This window comes from Pseudoalteromonas sp. MEBiC 03485, assembly GCF_004195145.1.
Lineage (GTDB): Bacteria > Pseudomonadota > Gammaproteobacteria > Enterobacterales > Alteromonadaceae > Pseudoalteromonas > Pseudoalteromonas apostichopi.
This window is the reverse complement of sequence record NZ_SGBT01000001.1, coordinates 1,427,252-1,444,799: the sequence shown is the minus strand read 5'-3', so window position 1 is coordinate 1,444,799 and position 17,548 is coordinate 1,427,252. Positions and strand designations below refer to the sequence as shown.

General features: G+C 42.2%; 19 protein-coding genes. 5 read left to right on the top strand and 14 right to left on the bottom strand.

Annotated features, from left to right (window positions below):
• Nucleotides 1-2: 2 nt before the first annotated feature.
• Genes murG through mraZ form a run of 10 tightly spaced genes read right to left on the bottom strand, consistent with a single transcriptional unit; the run spans nucleotide 3 to nucleotide 11,067 of the window.
• A complete protein-coding gene (murG, locus tag EVU92_RS06685) occupies nucleotides 3-1,076 on the bottom strand; it encodes an undecaprenyldiphospho-muramoylpentapeptide beta-N-acetylglucosaminyltransferase (RefSeq protein ID WP_130050550.1) in 1,074 nt (357 codons plus the stop codon).
• Nucleotides 1,073-2,248: a cell division protein FtsW gene (gene ftsW / locus EVU92_RS06680; RefSeq protein ID WP_130050549.1), complete on the bottom strand. Its 1,176-nt coding sequence runs from the start codon at nucleotides 2,246-2,248 to the stop codon at nucleotides 1,073-1,075. Before ftsW ends, murG begins: the two co-directional genes overlap by 4 nt.
• On the bottom strand, nucleotides 2,245-3,570 hold the full coding sequence (gene murD, locus EVU92_RS06675) for a UDP-N-acetylmuramoyl-L-alanine--D-glutamate ligase (protein WP_130050548.1): 1,326 nt from the start codon (nucleotides 3,568-3,570) through the stop codon (nucleotides 2,245-2,247). Before murD ends, ftsW begins: the two co-directional genes overlap by 4 nt.
• On the bottom strand, nucleotides 3,571-4,653 hold the full coding sequence (gene mraY / locus EVU92_RS06670; RefSeq protein ID WP_130050547.1) for a phospho-N-acetylmuramoyl-pentapeptide-transferase: 1,083 nt from the start codon (nucleotides 4,651-4,653) through the stop codon (nucleotides 3,571-3,573).
• Nucleotides 4,647-6,035: a UDP-N-acetylmuramoyl-tripeptide--D-alanyl-D-alanine ligase gene (gene murF, locus EVU92_RS06665; RefSeq protein WP_130050546.1), complete on the bottom strand. Its 1,389-nt coding sequence runs from the start codon at nucleotides 6,033-6,035 to the stop codon at nucleotides 4,647-4,649. Before murF ends, mraY begins: the two co-directional genes overlap by 7 nt.
• A complete protein-coding gene (gene murE / locus EVU92_RS06660) occupies nucleotides 6,032-7,510 on the bottom strand; it encodes a UDP-N-acetylmuramoyl-L-alanyl-D-glutamate--2,6-diaminopimelate ligase (protein WP_130050545.1) in 1,479 nt (492 codons plus the stop codon). The genes murF and murE overlap by 4 nt, the downstream gene beginning before the upstream one ends.
• Entirely contained in the window at nucleotides 7,503-9,320 is a 1,818-nt protein-coding gene (locus EVU92_RS06655) for a penicillin-binding transpeptidase domain-containing protein (RefSeq protein ID WP_130050544.1), read from the bottom strand. The genes murE and EVU92_RS06655 overlap by 8 nt, the downstream gene beginning before the upstream one ends.
• Nucleotides 9,317-9,643: a cell division protein FtsL gene (ftsL, locus tag EVU92_RS06650; RefSeq protein ID WP_130050543.1), complete on the bottom strand. Its 327-nt coding sequence runs from the start codon at nucleotides 9,641-9,643 to the stop codon at nucleotides 9,317-9,319. Before ftsL ends, EVU92_RS06655 begins: the two co-directional genes overlap by 4 nt.
• The gene (rsmH, locus tag EVU92_RS06645; protein ID WP_130050542.1) at nucleotides 9,643-10,578 is read right to left on the bottom strand and encodes a 16S rRNA (cytosine(1402)-N(4))-methyltransferase RsmH; all 936 of its coding nucleotides are present in this window, start codon (nucleotides 10,576-10,578) and stop codon (nucleotides 9,643-9,645) included. Before rsmH ends, ftsL begins: the two co-directional genes overlap by 1 nt.
• Nucleotides 10,579-10,608: 30 nt before the next feature.
• Complete coding sequence (gene mraZ / locus EVU92_RS06640) at nucleotides 10,609-11,067, bottom strand: division/cell wall cluster transcriptional repressor MraZ (protein WP_130050541.1); 459 nt, start codon at nucleotides 11,065-11,067, stop codon at nucleotides 10,609-10,611.
• Nucleotides 11,068-11,528: 461 nt separating this feature from the next.
• Between mraZ and EVU92_RS06635 the strand changes: the two genes are divergently transcribed.
• The 4 genes from EVU92_RS06635 to EVU92_RS06620 all read left to right on the top strand — a co-directional run bounded on the left by EVU92_RS06635 (nucleotide 11,529) and on the right by EVU92_RS06620 (nucleotide 13,245).
• The gene (locus EVU92_RS06635; protein WP_130050540.1) at nucleotides 11,529-11,870 is read left to right on the top strand and encodes a DUF883 domain-containing protein; all 342 of its coding nucleotides are present in this window, start codon (nucleotides 11,529-11,531) and stop codon (nucleotides 11,868-11,870) included.
• A 5-nt stretch (nucleotides 11,871-11,875) separates the two neighbouring features.
• Complete coding sequence (locus tag EVU92_RS06630) at nucleotides 11,876-12,313, top strand: hypothetical protein (RefSeq protein WP_130050539.1); 438 nt, start codon at nucleotides 11,876-11,878, stop codon at nucleotides 12,311-12,313.
• Between the two features lie 9 nt (nucleotides 12,314-12,322).
• A complete protein-coding gene (locus EVU92_RS06625) occupies nucleotides 12,323-12,580 on the top strand; it encodes a hypothetical protein (RefSeq protein ID WP_130050538.1) in 258 nt (85 codons plus the stop codon).
• A gap of 89 nt (nucleotides 12,581-12,669) precedes the next feature.
• Nucleotides 12,670-13,245, top strand: a complete 576-nt coding sequence (locus EVU92_RS06620; protein WP_233786762.1) for an AAA family ATPase — start codon at nucleotides 12,670-12,672, stop codon at nucleotides 13,243-13,245.
• Between the two features lie 41 nt (nucleotides 13,246-13,286).
• On the opposite strand, the gene EVU92_RS06615 is transcribed toward EVU92_RS06620, so the two are convergent.
• From EVU92_RS06615 to EVU92_RS06605, 3 genes are all read right to left on the bottom strand, one after another.
• Complete coding sequence (locus EVU92_RS06615; protein WP_130050536.1) at nucleotides 13,287-14,258, bottom strand: glutathione S-transferase family protein; 972 nt, start codon at nucleotides 14,256-14,258, stop codon at nucleotides 13,287-13,289.
• A gap of 9 nt (nucleotides 14,259-14,267) precedes the next feature.
• Nucleotides 14,268-15,110, bottom strand: coding sequence for a pirin family protein (locus tag EVU92_RS06610; protein ID WP_130050535.1), 843 nt, complete (start codon nucleotides 15,108-15,110; stop codon nucleotides 14,268-14,270).
• Nucleotides 15,111-15,192: 82 nt separating this feature from the next.
• On the bottom strand, nucleotides 15,193-16,161 hold the full coding sequence (locus tag EVU92_RS06605; RefSeq protein ID WP_130050534.1) for a YihY/virulence factor BrkB family protein: 969 nt from the start codon (nucleotides 16,159-16,161) through the stop codon (nucleotides 15,193-15,195).
• 122 nt (nucleotides 16,162-16,283) lie between these two features.
• On the opposite strand from EVU92_RS06605, the gene EVU92_RS06600 reads away from it, so the two are divergent.
• The gene (locus EVU92_RS06600; RefSeq protein ID WP_130050533.1) at nucleotides 16,284-17,363 is read left to right on the top strand and encodes a mechanosensitive ion channel domain-containing protein; all 1,080 of its coding nucleotides are present in this window, start codon (nucleotides 16,284-16,286) and stop codon (nucleotides 17,361-17,363) included.
• Between the two features lie 13 nt (nucleotides 17,364-17,376).
• Here the strand turns inward: EVU92_RS06600 and tatA are convergent, their stop codons facing one another.
• On the bottom strand, nucleotides 17,377-17,532 hold the full coding sequence (gene tatA, locus EVU92_RS06595; protein ID WP_130050532.1) for a twin-arginine translocase TatA/TatE family subunit: 156 nt from the start codon (nucleotides 17,530-17,532) through the stop codon (nucleotides 17,377-17,379).
• Between the last annotated feature and the right edge of the window lie 16 nt (nucleotides 17,533-17,548).

Here is a 17,548-nt window from a genome sequence, read left to right as displayed (position 1 = left end):
TACTAATCTCTTCTATCTGCTAGTTGCTCACAGCGCTTTGCAACATTGGCTGTGGCATCTAAAATAGCAAGCTGTTTTGCTTTGCTTGCCATTGTTGAAATTTTTTCTGGTGCGCTGACATACGGTGTTAATAACTCCACAACCGCCGCTTGATTAAACTCACTTTGCTGCATAATCAATGCAGCTTGCTCAGCGACTAAATACTTTGCATTAGCAGTTTGATGGTCATCTACAGCATGTGGGAAGGGCACAAATAACGCCATTCGACCCGCAGCAGCAATCTCACTAACCGTTAACGCACCAGCGCGGCAAATTACCAAATCGGCCCATTGATATGCACTATCCATATCATCAATGAATTCAGCAACTTTGCTATTTTCAGCTAACCCTAACTGTTGATAGCTAGCAGTCACATTAGGTTCATTATTTTTACCCGTTTGATGCCATATATTAAGCGCTGTTAGCGCTGAAAGTTCACTGAATACAGCAGGTAAAGTTTCATTGAGTACCTGAGCGCCCAGTGACCCACCTACCACAAGCACATTGATTGGCGAAGTCGTTTTTTTAGCAGTGACATTAGCAACACTTACTCGCACCGGATTGCCAACCACTTCACATTGTTCTTTTGCAAAAGCCGACGGAAAAGCTGCCAGCACTTTATTAGCAAACTTTGCTAACCAACGGTTACTCATACCTGCAACTGCATTTTGCTCATGAATAACCAAAGGAATACCTAAGCTTTTCGCTGCAAGTCCAGTGGGTCCAGTTACATAACCACCCATAGCTAAAACAACATCAGGCTTTTGCTTTTTTAAAATTTTACGTGCTTGAAAAATGGCATTCATCACCATAAATGGTGCTTTAATCAAGCGCTTAACCCCGTTGCCGCGCACACCTTTCACATTGATAAATTCAATCTCAATGTTGTGCTTAGGAACGACAGTTGCCTCCATTCTGTCAGGGGTACCAATCCAGCTAACCTGCCAGCCTTGTTGCTTTAAAAAGTCAGCAACCGCAATACCTGGGAAAATATGCCCACCGGTACCGCCAGCAACAACAAGTAACTTTTTACTCATCGCTTACCTCCACGTGAGGTTGCCTGCTTAGTCGCCATTTTGGTTTCAAAATCTATTCGCAAAAGTACACCTGTTGCTATGGTCATAATTAATAAACTAGAACCACCGTATGAAATAAACGGTAATGTTAAGCCTTTCGTTGGCAAAATACCCGCGCTAGCGCCAACATTGACCATGGTTTGAAACGCAAACCAGATACCAATAGCAAAGGCAAAATAGCCTTCGTATTCTTTGCCACATTTCAGCGCTTTTTGGCCAATTAACAGGGCTCTAAATACAAACACACCGAGCACTATCAAAATACTTAATACGCCAAAGAAGCCAAGCTCTTCACCAATCACAGCAAAGATAAAATCATTATGTGCTTCAGGTAGGTATTGCAGTTTTTGCACGCTATTACCTAACCCTTGACCAAACCAGCCACCTTGGCTGTATGCCATTAGCGATTGTACTAACTGATATCCTTTACCGAATGGATCTTCCCATGGCTCCAAAAAGCCTGTTACTCGAGCCATGCGATATGGTTCAGCGATGATCAACACCACAACTGCTGCAATACCAGTTAAGATAAGACCAAAAAATTGCCATAGCTTAGCACCTGCTAAAAACAACAAACCAACTGTCGTCACAAACAATACAACAACTGTTCCTAAATCTGGTTGCATCAAAATCAAAAATGCATAAACACCAAATACAGCTAATGGCTTAAAGAAGCCTTTCAAGTTCTCTTGTACTTCTTCACGTTTACGCACTAAATAACCTGCAATGTAACTAAAGAAATACAACTTGGCGGCCTCAGCAACCTGAAAGCCAACAGGACCAATTGGTATCCAACGCTTTGCACCATTTACTTCACGGCCAACAATAAGCACCAAAACGAGCAAACCTAAACCTAGTAATAATAAGTAGGCGTTACTGCGCTTCCACCAATCCATAGGCACGTTAGTGGCAATCCAAAACAAGAAAAAGCCCATAATTAAGAACATGCCGTGGCGAATAATAATGTGATATGGATTATCAAATAATCGTTCTGCTGTTGGCATAGAGGCACTTGTTACCATCACAAAGCCAACGCCAATCAACATCAACATGCAATACAACAAAGGCACATCATAAAGCTGTGGCGATTGTTTTGGTGTTAATGCTTCACGGATGTCAGCAAATGCAATCATACTGCCTCCGCCAATACACACTGTGCAAAGTCATCACCACGTTGCATATAGTTGTTATACATATCAATGCTGGCACAAGCCGGTGCTAATAATACGATATCGCCGCTCGTGCTTAACTTTTTTGCCAACAGCACAGCTTCATGCATATTGGTGGTTAGGTGGCCTTTATCAGTTAGTGCCACTAACGCTTTAGCATCTTTACCAAAACAAACAAGCGCTTTCACTTTGTCGTTTAAGTATGGCTTTAAGGCATCTAAATCAGCCCCTTTCGCATCACCACCAGCAATCACAATCAATTGCTTTGCTTGGCCCGCCAAGCTATCAATAGCTGCGATGGTTGCGCCTACATTAGTCGCCTTTGAATCATTAAAATATTTTACTTCATTTATTTCAGCGACAAACTGACAACGATGTGCAAGCCCTGTAAAGGCACTGAATGCTTGCTGATAATGCTCTTTCGCGATAGCAAACGGGCTCAGTAACGCCATGACCGCTAACGCATTTTGTTGATTATGTGAGCCTACTACTTTCAAGCAGCTTACAGGTAATACAGGATTGCCTTGTGCTGCAAAGTATTGTTCACCTTGATGTTCAACCAAAGCAAAATCTGCATTCGCAAGCGCAAAACTCACTTGTGGTTGCTTTGCAGTGTGCGTAGCCACATCAATCGCATTAACTACAGCAAGCTCTGAGCCGTTATAAATACTTTGCTTAGAATCTATGTATGCTTGATAACTTGGATAACGATCGAGGTGATCTTCGCTGACATTCAATACACAGGCACTTTTCGCTTTTAAGCTGTAAGTGGTATCAAGTTGAAAACTAGATAGTTCAAGTACATATACATCATAGTCTTGAGACAGTAAATCAAGCACTGCCGTGCCAATATTGCCACCAAGGCCAACTTTATAACCGGCCGCTTTAAGTACTTCAAACGCCAATGTAACTACAGTCGACTTACCATTTGAGCCGGTCACAGCAACGATAGGTTTATCGGTTAAGCGGGCAAATAATTCAACATCGCCAATTACTTCAACACCAGCAGCAATCGCTTTTGCTACAGCAGGTGTAGCTAGGCTTAGACCTGGACTGATGATAATAATGTCATTACTAGCTAAGTCAGCCTGTTCTAAATCACCAAAGTGAGTCGTCAACTCACTGGCATGCTCATTTAGCCAATCAGCTCCAGGAGGAGCCGAGCGGCTATCAACAACGATTGGCTTAATATTCTGAGATAATAAAAAACGCACAATGCCCAGACCGGTTACACCGAGTCCAAGCACTGAAATTTGTTTGTTTTTAATCTCGTTAATGACTGTCATTTACCTGATCTTTAATGTCGCAAGGCCAGCAAGTACTAGCACGATTGAAATAATCCAAAAGCGCACAATAACGCGCGGTTCAGGCCAACCTTTTAATTCATAATGGTGGTGAATAGGCGCCATTCTAAAAATACGTTGGCCACGTAATTTGTAAGAGCCTACTTGTAAAATCACCGACAATGCTTCCATTACAAACACACCACCCATGATGACAAGTATCAGTTCTTGACGAACAAGCACAGCAATAATACCCAGTGCACCACCAAGTGCTAATGAGCCTACATCACCCATAAACACTTGTGCTGGGTAAGTGTTAAACCATAAGAAGCCTAGTCCTGCACCTACAATCGCAGTACACACAACCACAAGCTCACTAGCTAATGGTAAGTGTGGAATATGTAGATAGCTTGAGAAATTAACGTTACCGGTCAAGTAAGCAATAATGGCAAGTGCCGCCGCCACTAAAATCGTAGGTACAATCGCTAGACCATCAAGGCCATCTGTCAGGTTTACCGCGTTCGACGTACCTACAATTACAAAGTAAGTCATAACGATATAAAACAGCCCAAGCTGAGGTAACACGTCTTTGAAAAACGGCACAACTAACGAGGTTTCGCTGCCTTGCTGCGACGTAAAATAAAGTGCACTTGCAACCACTAACGCAATCACTGATTGCCAAAAGTATTTCCACTTCGCAATTAGGCCTTTAGGATCTTTACGGATCACTTTACGGTAGTCATCAATAAAGCCAACCACACCTAACGAGCCCACTACAAATAGGGTTGCCCATACATATTTATTTGAAAGGTCAGCCCACAGTAATGTGCTGGTAAAAATTGCCCCTAGAATCAAAATGCCGCCCATGGTTGGCGTGCCTTTTTTAGATAAATGAGACTCAGGACCATCGTGACGAACAACCTGACCAATTTGCATTTTTTGCAATGCACGAATCAGCTTAGGGCCAAAATAAAGAGAGATAAGCAGCGCCGTTAAAATACCTAAAATCGCACGTAGCGTAAGGTAAGAAAAAACATTAAAACCACTGTAATACTGTGTTAAATACTCTGCCAGCCAAACTAACATGACGATACTCCATTGTTGCCATTTTGCTGGCCATTTACTAAATCTGTGACCACAAGTTCCATACGAGAACTACGCGAACCTTTTACAACGATCGTGGTTTTTTGCATCGATTGAGCAAGCTCACTTTGTAATTGTTGTAATAATTGTTCACGGCTTGAGAAGTGGCGGTTTGGCTTTTCAAATACATCACTGGCTGATTTGCTTAATACCCCTAGGCTGTACAGCTCATCAATGCCTTTTTGCTGCGCGTATTCACCGACTTGTTGATGATAAAAACGAGCTTCTTCGCCAAGCTCCCCCATATCTCCTAACGCAAAAATACGACGGCCCGGCATATCACTTAATAAATCAATTGCCGCTTTAACCGATTGCACATTTGCGTTGTAGGTATCATCAATAACAGTCAAAGTGTCTGATACTTTAAGGACGTTAACACGGCCTTTCACTTCACCCATGGTTGCTAATGCTGATGCAACATTTTCAAGGCTTACACCCAACTCAGTAGTTAAGGCTGTGGCAATTAAAGCATTGGCAATATTATGTTTTCCAGGTAATGCGAGGGTGACAGGCACTTTTTTATCTTTATTACAAAGCACAAAAGAAGCACGGGCTTGTTCATCAAGCACCACATCTTCTGCCCAATAATCTAGTTGTTGGCTAGTAGAAAAGCGTTTTACGTTGCGATCATTTAATTTTTCGAGCCAAAAATCGGCAAAATCACTGTCGCAGTTAACCACAGCGACACCATCAGGCTTTAAGCCGTCATAGATTTCACCCTTTGCCGTTGCTACACCTTGTAATGACCCAAACCCCTCTAAGTGAGAAGCTGCAACATTACATACCACAGCAACATCAGGTTTCGTCATTGCAACAGTGTAAGCTATTTCACCAATATGATTGGCACCTAATTCAATTACCGCATATTGATGCTGTGGCTCAAGGCGTAATAACGTCAGTGGTACACCAATGTCATTATTAAAGTTGCCTTTTGTTGCTAGGACTTCACCGTGATCAGATAAAATCGCCGCACACATTTCTTTAACGGTCGTTTTACCTACGCTCCCTGTGATAGCAATCGTTTTTGGTGCGACCTGAGCCATGACAGCAGTACCAATTTGGCCTAACGCAATGCGCGTGTCGCTAACCACAAACTGTACAATATCGACATTAACGGGACGCGCAACAATAGCAGCTATCGCCCCTTTTTCTTTTGCTTGCGCAACAAATTTGTGGCCGTCAAAGTTGGGGCCTTGTAGCGCTAAAAACACTTCACCATCGCACAAAGTACGAGTGTCTGTGTTGATGTTTTTTACCTTTTGATTACCACCTTGGTAATCTGTTGCTAGAACATTTGCTAGCCAATCAAAATCCATAGGGATCATAACTGCGCCCCTTGCGATTTTTCTTTTAGTTGTTGTTGTACATATTGACGATCGCAGAAGTCGATTCGTTGATCGCCAATAATTTGATAATCTTCGTGGCCTTTACCTGCAATCAAAATCACATCATCAGCACCGGCTTGTGATATAGCATAACTAATTGCTAGCGCTCGGTCTGCTTCACAATGTGCAAGTTCTGGCTGTTCAAGCCCTGCAACCACATCTGCGATAATGGCGTTTGGATCTTCACTACGCGGGTTATCACTAGTAACAATAATACGGTCTGCATTGCCTTCTGCGGCTTTGGCCATCATCGGGCGTTTACCTTTATCACGATCACCACCGCAACCAAACACACAGCTCACTCCACCCGGTACATGTTTTTGTAGTGCTTGTAATGCAAGAGCAAGTGCATCTGGAGTATGAGCATAATCAACAATGCAGGTTGGTTGACCTGGCTCACTAAATGCTTGCATGCGCCCAGCGACTGGTTGCAGTGTTTTACAGGCTTCAACTAACAAAGTGAGTGGGTAGCCCATACCTAATAAAGTGGCCATTGCAGCGGCTAAATTATATAAGTTAAATTCACCGAATAGTGTGCAATTAACCTCAGCCTGCCCCCAGCTGGTATCAAACTTCGCCGAAATACCTGCATTATCGTAAGTCACATCACTGAAATACACAAAGCGTGCATTTTCAGGCGTTAAATTTTTATGACCATAACAAATCAGGTTATTAAAGTCGTACTTTTCCAACCATGCCTCAACTTGAGCATCATCTTGGTTAAGCACCACAAGCTCTGGCATATGATTACGCATTAACATCAACTTAGCATCGCCATAGGCATCCATAGTGCCATGATAATCTAAGTGATCACGTGAAAGGTTAGTAAACACCGCAGCTTTAAACTGACAATGATCAACACGGTGCTGTACTAAGCCATGTGACGAAACTTCCATAGCCACAACATCACTCTGTTGCTCTACGAGTTCAGATAAAATACGCTGCAAATCAACACTTGATGGTGTGGTGTTAGCAAGCTCAGTGAGATTATCAGGGTGCCCATAGCCAAGTGTACCAATCACCGCTGTGCGTTTTTGACAGTACGCTGCTAAATGCGCGATCATCGCTGTTGTCGTTGACTTGCCATTGGTGCCTGTTACACCCACTAAATCAAGTTGCTTTGATGGCTGTTGATAAAAAGCAGCGGCGAGTGCTGGCAACTTTTTTGCTAAATCTGTTACTAAATAAAGTGGTTCAAATTCACAATCGAACTCACATAAACGGTCAGCAATTATTGCCACCGCACCATTTTCAATGGCTTTTTCTATAAACTGTCCGCCATCAAGTTGATGACCTTTAATGGCAACAAACACATCGCCAGCTTTCACATCTCGACTATCAAGACGTAGTTGATTGACCAATAAACTATTGGCCTCAATATCAATATGATTAAGAATCGGTTTTAATTCACGCATCGTTATCTTTGCCTTCTACGTACGCAACCGCATCTTTGTCCGGTGCGACGTTTAGAATTCTTAAGGCATTGGAGACAATCTCTGCAAATGCAGGGCCTGCCGTCGCACCGCCGTAATAAACATCTCCACCCGGTTCGTTAATCAATACTACTACTGCTAAACGCGGGTTACTCGCAGGTGCAATACCAGCAAAGTAACCAACGTATTCGTCACCATAACCACCGACAGCCGCTTTCTTAGAAGTACCTGTCTTACCTGCGGCACGATAACCATCAACATGAACTTTTTGTGCAGTACCGCCTTTTTCGAATACGCTTTCCATCATGTGGACAACAGCTTCAACGTCTTTTTGTTGAAAAATACGTTCGCCTTCAGGTACCGAATCTTGTTTAAGTACAGTCAATGGGCGCATGACACCACCTGAACCTAACATGGCATAAAAACGCGCCATTTGTGCGGTGCTTACTGCTAGATTATAACCAAATGATAGTGCAGCAATTTCATGATCAGACCAACGGCGATTTGGGTAAAATAAACCACTACTCTCACCAACCATGCCAGTACCACTATCGCTACCAAAGCCAACTTTTTGATATAGGCCAACAAAGTAATCTTTTGGAAGTTCTTGGCTAACCTTAGTCACCCCCATGTTGCTTGAATATTTTAAGATTTCTCTTAAAGTCATCTCACCATGATTACGGGTATCCTGTACTAGACTACCGCCTACTCGCATCCAGCCGGGGTATGTATCAACGATTGAATCCGGTTGAATTGTGCCGTAGTCTAAACCAGCTAAAATGGCTAGTGGCTTAACAGTGGAGCCAGGTTCAAATAAATCGGTAATCGCTCGATTACGGCGCTTATGCGGTGCGGCATCATTAAGATTATTTGGGTTAAACGATGGGCTATTTACCATCGCTAACACTTCACCTGTTTTAACATCCACAACCATGGCTGAACCTGAGGTCGCTTTGTAAGATAACACCGCTGATTTTACTGCTTTATAAGCAATTGCTTGAATACGTTGGTCGATACTTAAGTGAATGCTCTCTGGCTCTACGCGCTCACGTTCATCAAGCACCTCTACTTCACGACCTTGGGCATCTTTACGAATAGTGCGCTGACCTTCAACGCCCGTTAACGCCTTTTCATAAAGCTTTTCAATCCCTTCAATACCATGGCCATCAATGTTAGTGAAACCAATAACATGAGCCGTCACTTCACCGGCTGGATAATAACGTTTTGATTCATCCAGCAAATGGATACCCGGTAAACGAAGATCGCCAATATAGTTAGCAACCGCAGGAGTGACTTGACGTTTTAAATAGACAAAGCGTCGCTTTGGATTATCACGAAGACGAGAGTTAATTTTGCTAGGTTCAATACGTAGTACATCCGCAAGCTCACGCCAACGAATATCATTATTGTAATAAGCAGCAATACGTTTGTTTAATTCTGCCGTGTTTTCAGCAAGCGCTTGTTGGTCTTCACCGTTTTTGCGTGCTTGCCGCAGTACCTTACTGATCAATGACTTGTTTAACGCTTTAGGGTCGGCATAAACACTCACAACAGGCACACTTACAGCTAGTTCTTTACCATTGCGATCGAAGATCATGCCACGTTGCACATGTTGTTTTTCAACACGTACCGTGCGTTTATCACTTTCTGAGCGCGCTTTATCAGGCTCAATTACTTGTAAAAATGCGGCACGTGCGACCAGCGACATGAATACTAAAAATACGACTGAACACACCAGCGAAAAACGCCATGTGATCAAAGTATTTGTTGGCTTTTTCCCTCTGCTTCTCATTGCAGTATTACCACCTGTTCATCTTTGCTTGTTGGCCGCTTCATTTCTAATTGCATGGTTGCCACTTCTTCAATGCGCGCATGCTGCGAATAAAACTCTTCTTCTACTAGCAAGTAACGCCACTCAAGATCGAGTTCATCGCGCTCTTGCAATAATTTATCTTGCTCTATCAATTGTTGACGCGCTAAGTGCGTCACCTGAACCACACTCAAACTAGAAGCAAGAATCACAACCAATAAGGCCAAGGTCAGCTTATTAGCTCCTAGGCCTTTAAAAATTTCCACAAATAAGTTGGGTTGTCGATTCACCGCTTTAGCTTTCATTACAGCCTCTGTGCAATCCTTAATACCGAACTACGTGAACGCGGATTAGCTTCAATTTCCGCCTTACTTGGCTTAATGGCTTTACCCACTGCCTTTAACGTCAGGTTTTTATTTATTTGTGCGTCAGTCAAAGGCAGACCTCTGGGTATCGCCTCTCCCTTACTCTGTTTTTTTATAAACTGCTTAACAATGCGATCTTCTAACGAGTGAAACGAAATAACGACTAAACGTCCACCTGGCTTTAAAACGTCAACAGCGGCTTGCAGTGCAGTTTGAATTTCTTCAAGTTCACTGTTGATATAAATACGGATCGCTTGGAATGTACGTGTTGCAGGATGCTTATACTTGTCTTTAACCGGCACAGCTTCATCGACTAAATCAGCAAGCTGCTTAGTGCTAGTAATAGGTGTGTGCTCACGAGTCTCAATGATTTTATGGGCAATACGACGACCAAACTTTTCCTCACCGTAGGTTTTAATCACATGGGTAATATCTTCAAGTTCAGCTTCAGCTAACCATTGTGCAGCACTGCGACCACTGGTTGGGTCCATGCGCATATCGAGCGGGCCATCTTTCATAAAGCTAAAACCGCGTTCAGCATCATCAAGCTGTGGTGAAGAAACACCGATATCTAACAAAATGCCGTCAACTTTACCGATTAAATCGTTATCTTCAGCAACGGCTTTAAGATTTGAAAAACGCGTGTGGGCAATCGAAAAACGTGCATCATCAGCAAATTTTTCAGCAGCTTTAATAGCTTGTGGATCTTGATCAATCGCTTGCAAGCGACCTTGTTCACTTAAACGCGCAAGAATTTGCCCTGAGTGTCCGCCGCGACCAAATGTGCCATCCATATAAATGCCTTCGGGTTTAATATCCAAAGCATCTATGGTTTCGTCCATCAGTACAGAGACATGTTCAAATTGCGCTGTCATTAGCTAGTTTTTGCCTTTTTATTATTGTGGTTAGAGTGAGAAGTTATCGAACTCAGGATTCGCCTCAAAATCGCCTTGGCGTTCAATTTCAGTATCTTGGCGCATTTGTTCATGCCAACGATCTTCATCCCAAATTTCAAACTTGTTCATCAAGCCAACCAACATGATTTTTTTTCCAAGTTCTGCGTGTGCTCGTAAAGACGGCGCCAGCAGAATTCGGCCATTTTTATCTAGTTGATACTCTGTAGCGTTACCAAGCAACATACGTTGCATGCGGCGAGCACGTGGATTCATGTTCGAAATCTTTAATAATCGTTCTTCGATTTCGAGCCATTCTGCTAACGGGTATAACCACAAACAAGGTTCGTTTAAGGCCACAGTGCAAATAACCGTTCCCTGATCTTCAGACAAGATCGCATCTCGGTACTTAGTTGGTACCGCAAAGCGTCCTTTATCATCCAAACTCAGAGAGCTCGCACCCCGAAACATAAATTGCCTTAAAAATAGGTTATTAATCGTTAATGATTATTTCCGATCCAGTTTGATCCACTAAAAACCACTTTTTACCACAGTGCTCCAGTTTAGGGCTTGACAAGCCATTTTGTCAAGTAAGCAGATCATCATAAGCGCCTTGTGAAGCCAGAAAAAATAAGGGCTCAGGCAAAGCCTATGAATTACGTGGGAAAAAGTGGAAAACATCGAAAAAAAATTTTTTTTCAATTTTCTTGGTAATGGATTAGGGAAAAATGGTTAATGAATAACCAATGAATAATTACAAAATTATCTTATGCTGTAATTTTTACTTAATCACCCTGCAAGAGTTACGGGAAATATCCATCCTAGAACTCAACTACAATATTAACACATTGAAAAATATACCTTTTACAATTTGGTATAAAGGTTGCGACAGACTAGCTACCAATTCAATGGCTATTTTTTAAGGAATGATTATGACTACCGCAACTTCAAAATCGAACACAAGTACAGCAACGGACAGCAGTGCAAACTCGAAAGCGGCTCAAGTAGAGGCGCCATTTACAGAAAAAGCAACTGAAGCAGCACATCACGCTGTAGATGCATTATCAACGCGTGCTGCAAGTGCCGAGCAAAGTGTACGTCAAGGTGCGTCTAGCTCTGCCCAAACGCTTTCTGAAAAACAAGCTGTAGCACGTGCTAAAATTAACGAATACAGTGGTAAAACTCGTCAGCTTGCATCAGAAAACCCACTTGCAACAGCGGGTATTGCCTTTGCTGCAGGCATGTTAGTATCTGCGCTTATTCGTCGTAAGTAATTGTTATGCAGCCTTCTCAATCTACAGATGAGAAAACGCAAGGTGCCACTGATCAGCCGCCAAACGCTGATCAGTGGCAAGATCATCTTGCTAAATTATCTGATTACGCCAAACAGCTATACATTGACTACCGTAAACAAACTGGTACTTGCAAAAAGATTGCAGCTGCTGAGTGGCGCCTATCAACACGCTCTCTCGCCTTAACTATTATCTTACTTGTTTGTTTTGCTGGAGGGTTAGTACTGCTTTGGGCTGGTTTACTTGCTACCGTGGGTATCGCCATATTCAGTTTTAGCCAATCATTGTGGCTATCAGCTATCTCACTGATTGCATTACAACTACTTTGCCTTGCTTGGCTTTGGAAAAACATTGGTTATGTAAGTAGTAAGATTGGTTTTGATCACACTCTTAAAAGTGTTCGTCAATTATTGAATATTAAATAAGGATGAGTGATGTTAATTGATTATTTTATCAATAAGCCACAGCATAAAGTAACTGAGCTTAGTCAACAAATGGATCTGCAAGATGAGATTAAACGTCAGCATCATCAGGCATTTAAGTACAGATTAAAGCGATTTTCTGTAAGTAAAGTCGGTATTGCCAGTGCGTTCACTGCAGGTATGGGCTACGAAGCTCTCAATAACTCAGATAACAAAGACGGTAAACTTAAACAAGTCAGTCGCTTTAGCTGGTTATTACGCTTGTTGTGATCTTTATCATGTAAAGTTTGTTTTTTACTTCTCTTTACAAGCTATTTTCATTACCTTAAACACAAACTAGCTATGTGTGGAAACTTAAGGTGAAAAAAAGGATTGTATTAACAGGTGGTCCAGGTGGTGGAAAAACAACAGCCATCGACTTGCTAAGACGAGAATTTTCTAAACAAATTGTCGTGGTACCAGAGTCTGCAACCATGCTTTTTGGTGGCGGAATAGAACGTAGTGACTCACCTCATCTTATCAAAGCACACCAGCAAGCCATTTTCAGCTTACAAAAACACCTAGAACATATTCAGCGAACCATGCATCCAAATCGTTTGATGCTTTGCGATCGTGGCAGTTTAGATGGGCTTGCCTATTGGCCTGGTGAACAAGATGAGTTTTTTCAATGCTTAAATACCAGCCTACAAATAGAACTCAACCAATACGATGCGGTGATCTTTTTTGAAACTGCTGCTAAATCTGGGCAAAGCATTCACTCTAACAATCCAGTAAGAAACGAATCTGATCAGCAAGCTATCTTGCTTGATGACAAACTACAAGCAATTTGGTCACAGCACCCTAATTTTAATTTAGTGAAAAGTTCAGAGTCATTTATTCAAAAAGTGATGTTTGGCATCGACACAATTAGCAAGGTCATGGATAGTTATAACTAACAGCTTAATTGCTAAATTAAACTGTTAGTTTTAATCACTTTTTATCCTCGATTGTGTGGGCGCGAGTAGTCTATTGCCGGCCCTTTAGGCACGATCTGCGTTGGGTTAATCATCGTGTGGCTGAAGTAGTAATGGCGTTTAATATGGTAAAAATCAACCGTCTTACTCACTCCTTCAGTTTGATATAACTCACGCAAATAATTGCTGATCGCAGGGTAACTTTCGATGGTACGCAAATTACATTTAAAGTGACCCACGTAAACACTGTCGAAGCGAATTAAAGTGGTAAACAGTCGCCAGTCGGCTTCAGTCAATGTATCACCCACTAGATAACGATTATCTGTCAAACGCAGCTCAATTTTATCAAGGGCAGCAAATAAGTCGTCATATGCATCTTCATAGGCTTCTTGCGTTGTCGCAAAGCCAGCACGATAAACACCGTTATTGATATTGTTATAAACAAGATCATTAATTTCATCAATTTCAGTACGCAACGACGCAGGGTAAAAGTCGCGCTCATTGCCTGTTAGATCATTAAATGCACTGTTAAACATGCGAATAATCTCTGCAGACTCATTACTCACGATACGCTGAGACTTTTTATCCCAAAGCACAGGAACTGTTACGCGACCAGAGTAGTCAGGTTTATTACGAGTATAAATTTGGTGCAAATAATCAGTATTGAATAATGCATCCCCCGTACTGTGATTATCTTTGTCAAATGTCCAACCATGTTCAAGCATGTCAGGGCTTACTACAGATACACTAATATAGTCTTCAAGGCCTTTTAAATGACGAAATATCAAGGTGCGGTGTGCCCAAGGACAGGCCAAAGATACATAAAGATGATAGCGATCTTTTTCTGCTTTAAAGCCTGCATCACCGCTTTCTCCCGCACTACCATCTGCGGTGACCCAATTACGTAACTGGGCCGCCTCACGCTTGAATTCACCTTGATTGTTATCGGTGTCGTACCATTTATCTTGCCATTGGCCATTTACGAGTAATCCCACAATAACCTCCTATAGAGTGCCAAATTTACCTAACTGATAGTCACGTACTGCTTGCTGTAACTCAGCTTGTGTTGTCATTACAAACGGACCCATATGCGCGATTGGTTGCTTAAGCGGCTCACCAGCAAGCAACAGCACGCCCGCACCAGTTTGAGAGTTAAATTCAATATCACTACCAGGCTCCAAAATAAGTAAGCTGCCTGCTTTAACTGGCCCACCCTGCTCAGTATGAATTTCACCTGTGTGGATATAAAGCATCACCTTAGTTTGTGTAAGCGGTGCATGGTAAAACTGTGTTCCAGCCGGTAAAGTCACATCGGCAAGCATGCCGTTAGCGGCGAGATCTTGTAGGCTAGAAACCTGATTTTCATCTGCAAACTCCCAGCTTCCAGCTAACGCTTTTAGCTCAACGCCCTGCTCATTTCGAGTCGTTGGCGCCGGCGCTTCAGTGGTATCTTGGTAACGCGGTTTTCTAAGCTTCTCAGCACTTGGCATATTTAACCAAATCTGAAAGCCATGCATGCCCTCTTTGGCATCCGCCAAAGGCATTTCACTGTGGATTACACCAAAACCAGTACTCATCCACTGCACATCGCCAGCACGGATGGCTTTTTTGTTACCCATTTGGTCTTGGTGCTCGAAGCCGCCTTTAATAATATACGTAAATGTTTCAATACCACGGTGAGGATGTGCAGGAAAACCACCCATAAAATCACTGTGATCATCTGACTTAAGCTCATCGATCATTAAAAAAGGATCTAAATACTTACCATCAAAGCCCGGAATACGGCTAATGTTTACGCCATCACCATCTTGTGTGGCATGGCTATTTAACTGTTGAATCACATTCATAACTTTACTCCCGTAAATTGTATGAAATAATTGTAGGAGCTAATTTAGTTAACAACCATGAGTAAAATTCGCGCCAACCATTCTATTTAAGAGAATGTTTATTTTGCTGCTTGGTTAATTCATCCGCCACAGTCGCTCCGCGTTGACCCACCTCTTTCTCAGGCCCTATAGTGCTATCAACCACAGTTTGCTGCTCAGCACTGGCATTGATTGCTGCACCAAAAATAATGATGTATGCGCTGATATAGAGCCACATCAACATAATCACTACTCCACCTAATGAGCCATACGTCTCGTTATAGCTTGCAAATTGGGAAACATAATATGAAAAACCAATTGATGCGATGATCCACAGCAAAGTAGCCAGTATTGAGCCTGGTGTGATCCAGCGCCATTTTGCCGGAGTTCGATGAGGCGCATAACGATATAAAAATGCCAAAGCGCAATTAAAAGTGATGGCTAACAATGGCCACGTAATGAGCTTGATCAACAAATCAATAAGCTCTGTTAAACCAACTAGGTTAAGCACAATCGGTAAAATACCGATGATCAATAAGGCCACCAGCGCAACAACAATGGCACCTAGCGAAAATAAAAAGCGTACCAGTAACGCCATAAAAAATTGTCGTTTGTTATGCTGATGATAAGTGATATTACAGGCTGTTATTAGCGCCTGACAGCCCTTACTGCTACTCCAAATCGTTAACAATAAAGTCCCTATGGCACTAACACTTAACACCTTTTGCGATTGCTGAGTCACCTCTGCAACCTGTAGCAAAATAATGTCTCGACTACTTGTTGGTAAAATAGCTGTGACTTTATCAAGCTGCTCATGGATATCGGTCGGGGACGCAAAATAAGCGTAAACAGAGACTGTAGCGGCTAATGCAGGAAAGATCGCAAGCAGAGCATAAAATGCCACACCCGCCGCCACGAAAGATAAGTTGTCTTGTGATAGGTTGTGATAAACCCGCTTGCTAATGTCCCACCAGCCTCGAATTGGGATCTCCATGGGTGAACGAGCTTTGAAACCACGATTATTCTTAGTCATAAGTGACCTAAAAATTTGCCTTAATGGATATAAAGTAGCAAACAACTTGCCAGTAATAATGGCGTCTGATTTGCATTAAGCTAAGCTTATAAAAACTGCAAATAAACCCATGGAGTGGTGCGATGAATTATTATTTAATATTAAAAAATCAAATACATAACTTAGTTACACCAACACTTTCCGTAGCATCGCAACCAGTCTTAGAAAGCTTATCTTGGCAAGACTTAAATTCTCAGGTTACGCATTTTTTACATACTACATGGCAAATGTTACCCGCCCTGACATTAGGTATTGTAGCCATCATTATCTGCTATTTATTGGCCCGTCCGTTATCCTATCTATTGATAAAACCACTTGGTTTTGTAAGTGAAAGCAAACTCTTACATGTCGTCACGAGGCGCTTTTTTAGTATCATTATAATTTTGTTTGGTGTGTACTTATTTTTGCGTCTAGCTGGGCTCACCAGTTTTGCTGTGGCGATTATGAGTGGTACTGGATTAGTCGGGCTTATTTTAGGTTTTGCTTTTCGCGATATCGCCGAAAACTTTATCTCAAGCATGCTGCTCAGTGTGCAACGCCCCTTTCGTATTGATGATGTTATTGAAGTCGATGGTCGTTTAGGGGTAGTTAAAAAGGTTACAGCCCGCGCTACCACCTTAGTTGACTTTGATGGTAATCATATTCAAATTCCCAATGCGACTGTATATAAAAACGTTATTAAAAATCTAACTGCTAACCCTAAAATGCGCGGCCACTTTGCAGTAGGTATTGGTTATGATAATGACATTCGCTATGCCCAGCAATTAGCAATGAAAGTGGTCAATCAACATCCCGCAGTTATTAATGATCCACCCAGCCAAGTTCTGATTGACTCACTAGGTTCAGCGACACTGAATTTAACTATTTATTTTTGGGTAAATAGTGCAGAACATAGTCATATCAAGGTAGCCTCACAGTTGATGCGAGAGCTAGTAAATACCTACTTAGAAGAGCAAATTAGTATGCCAGATGACGCCCGTGAACGTATTATTTTAAATAGCGAGAACGATACAGAGCAACCAAGTATCAATGCAACCGCTGAGCAACAAACACCAAAATCACTCGACGATCATAGCCTTGATGACGTTAGCAGTGACGCCGATGATATTCGCGAACAAGCCGATCAATCTCGCGATCCTGAACAAGGCAGTAATATAATTTAATCGTCATCGCGAACTAAACTTCATCATTGGGTTTATCTTGCATAGCGCGTTTAAACCCTTTGACTGACGTCCCTAAATCTCCACCTATTCGGGATAACTTTTTTGTGCCAAATAACAGCACCACAATTGCAGCAATAATGGCTAATTGCCAAACACTAATTCCTGCCATAACAACCTCATTTTAA

What these genes read in the sequence shown, in the direction of transcription:
- ftsW (WP_130050549.1), bottom strand. Translation starts at nt 2,248, where the DNA reads ATGATTGCATTTGCTGACATCCGTGAAGCATTAACACCAAAACAATCG.
- murE (WP_130050545.1), bottom strand. Translation starts at nt 7,510, where the DNA reads ATGCGTGAATTAAAACCGATTCTTAATCATATTGATATTGAGGCCAAT.
- murF (WP_130050546.1), bottom strand. Translation starts at nt 6,035, where the DNA reads ATGATCCCTATGGATTTTGATTGGCTAGCAAATGTTCTAGCAACAGAT.
- EVU92_RS06655 (WP_130050544.1), bottom strand. Translation starts at nt 9,320, where the DNA reads ATGAGAAGCAGAGGGAAAAAGCCAACAAATACTTTGATCACATGGCGT.
- EVU92_RS06625 (WP_130050538.1), top strand. Translation starts at nt 12,323, where the DNA reads ATGTTAATTGATTATTTTATCAATAAGCCACAGCATAAAGTAACTGAG.
- murD (WP_130050548.1), bottom strand. Translation starts at nt 3,570, where the DNA reads ATGACAGTCATTAACGAGATTAAAAACAAACAAATTTCAGTGCTTGGA.
- ftsL (WP_130050543.1), bottom strand. Translation starts at nt 9,643, where the DNA reads ATGAAAGCTAAAGCGGTGAATCGACAACCCAACTTATTTGTGGAAATT.
- EVU92_RS06610 (WP_130050535.1), bottom strand. Translation starts at nt 15,110, where the DNA reads ATGAATGTGATTCAACAGTTAAATAGCCATGCCACACAAGATGGTGAT.
- EVU92_RS06605 (WP_130050534.1), bottom strand. Translation starts at nt 16,161, where the DNA reads ATGACTAAGAATAATCGTGGTTTCAAAGCTCGTTCACCCATGGAGATC.
- EVU92_RS06635 (WP_130050540.1), top strand. Translation starts at nt 11,529, where the DNA reads ATGACTACCGCAACTTCAAAATCGAACACAAGTACAGCAACGGACAGC.
- EVU92_RS06600 (WP_130050533.1), top strand. Translation starts at nt 16,284, where the DNA reads ATGAATTATTATTTAATATTAAAAAATCAAATACATAACTTAGTTACA.
- murG (WP_130050550.1), bottom strand. Translation starts at nt 1,076, where the DNA reads ATGAGTAAAAAGTTACTTGTTGTTGCTGGCGGTACCGGTGGGCATATT.
- tatA (WP_130050532.1), bottom strand. Translation starts at nt 17,532, where the DNA reads ATGGCAGGAATTAGTGTTTGGCAATTAGCCATTATTGCTGCAATTGTG.
- mraZ (WP_130050541.1), bottom strand. Translation starts at nt 11,067, where the DNA reads ATGTTTCGGGGTGCGAGCTCTCTGAGTTTGGATGATAAAGGACGCTTT.
- rsmH (WP_130050542.1), bottom strand. Translation starts at nt 10,578, where the DNA reads ATGACAGCGCAATTTGAACATGTCTCTGTACTGATGGACGAAACCATA.
- EVU92_RS06630 (WP_130050539.1), top strand. Translation starts at nt 11,876, where the DNA reads ATGCAGCCTTCTCAATCTACAGATGAGAAAACGCAAGGTGCCACTGAT.
- mraY (WP_130050547.1), bottom strand. Translation starts at nt 4,653, where the DNA reads ATGTTAGTTTGGCTGGCAGAGTATTTAACACAGTATTACAGTGGTTTT.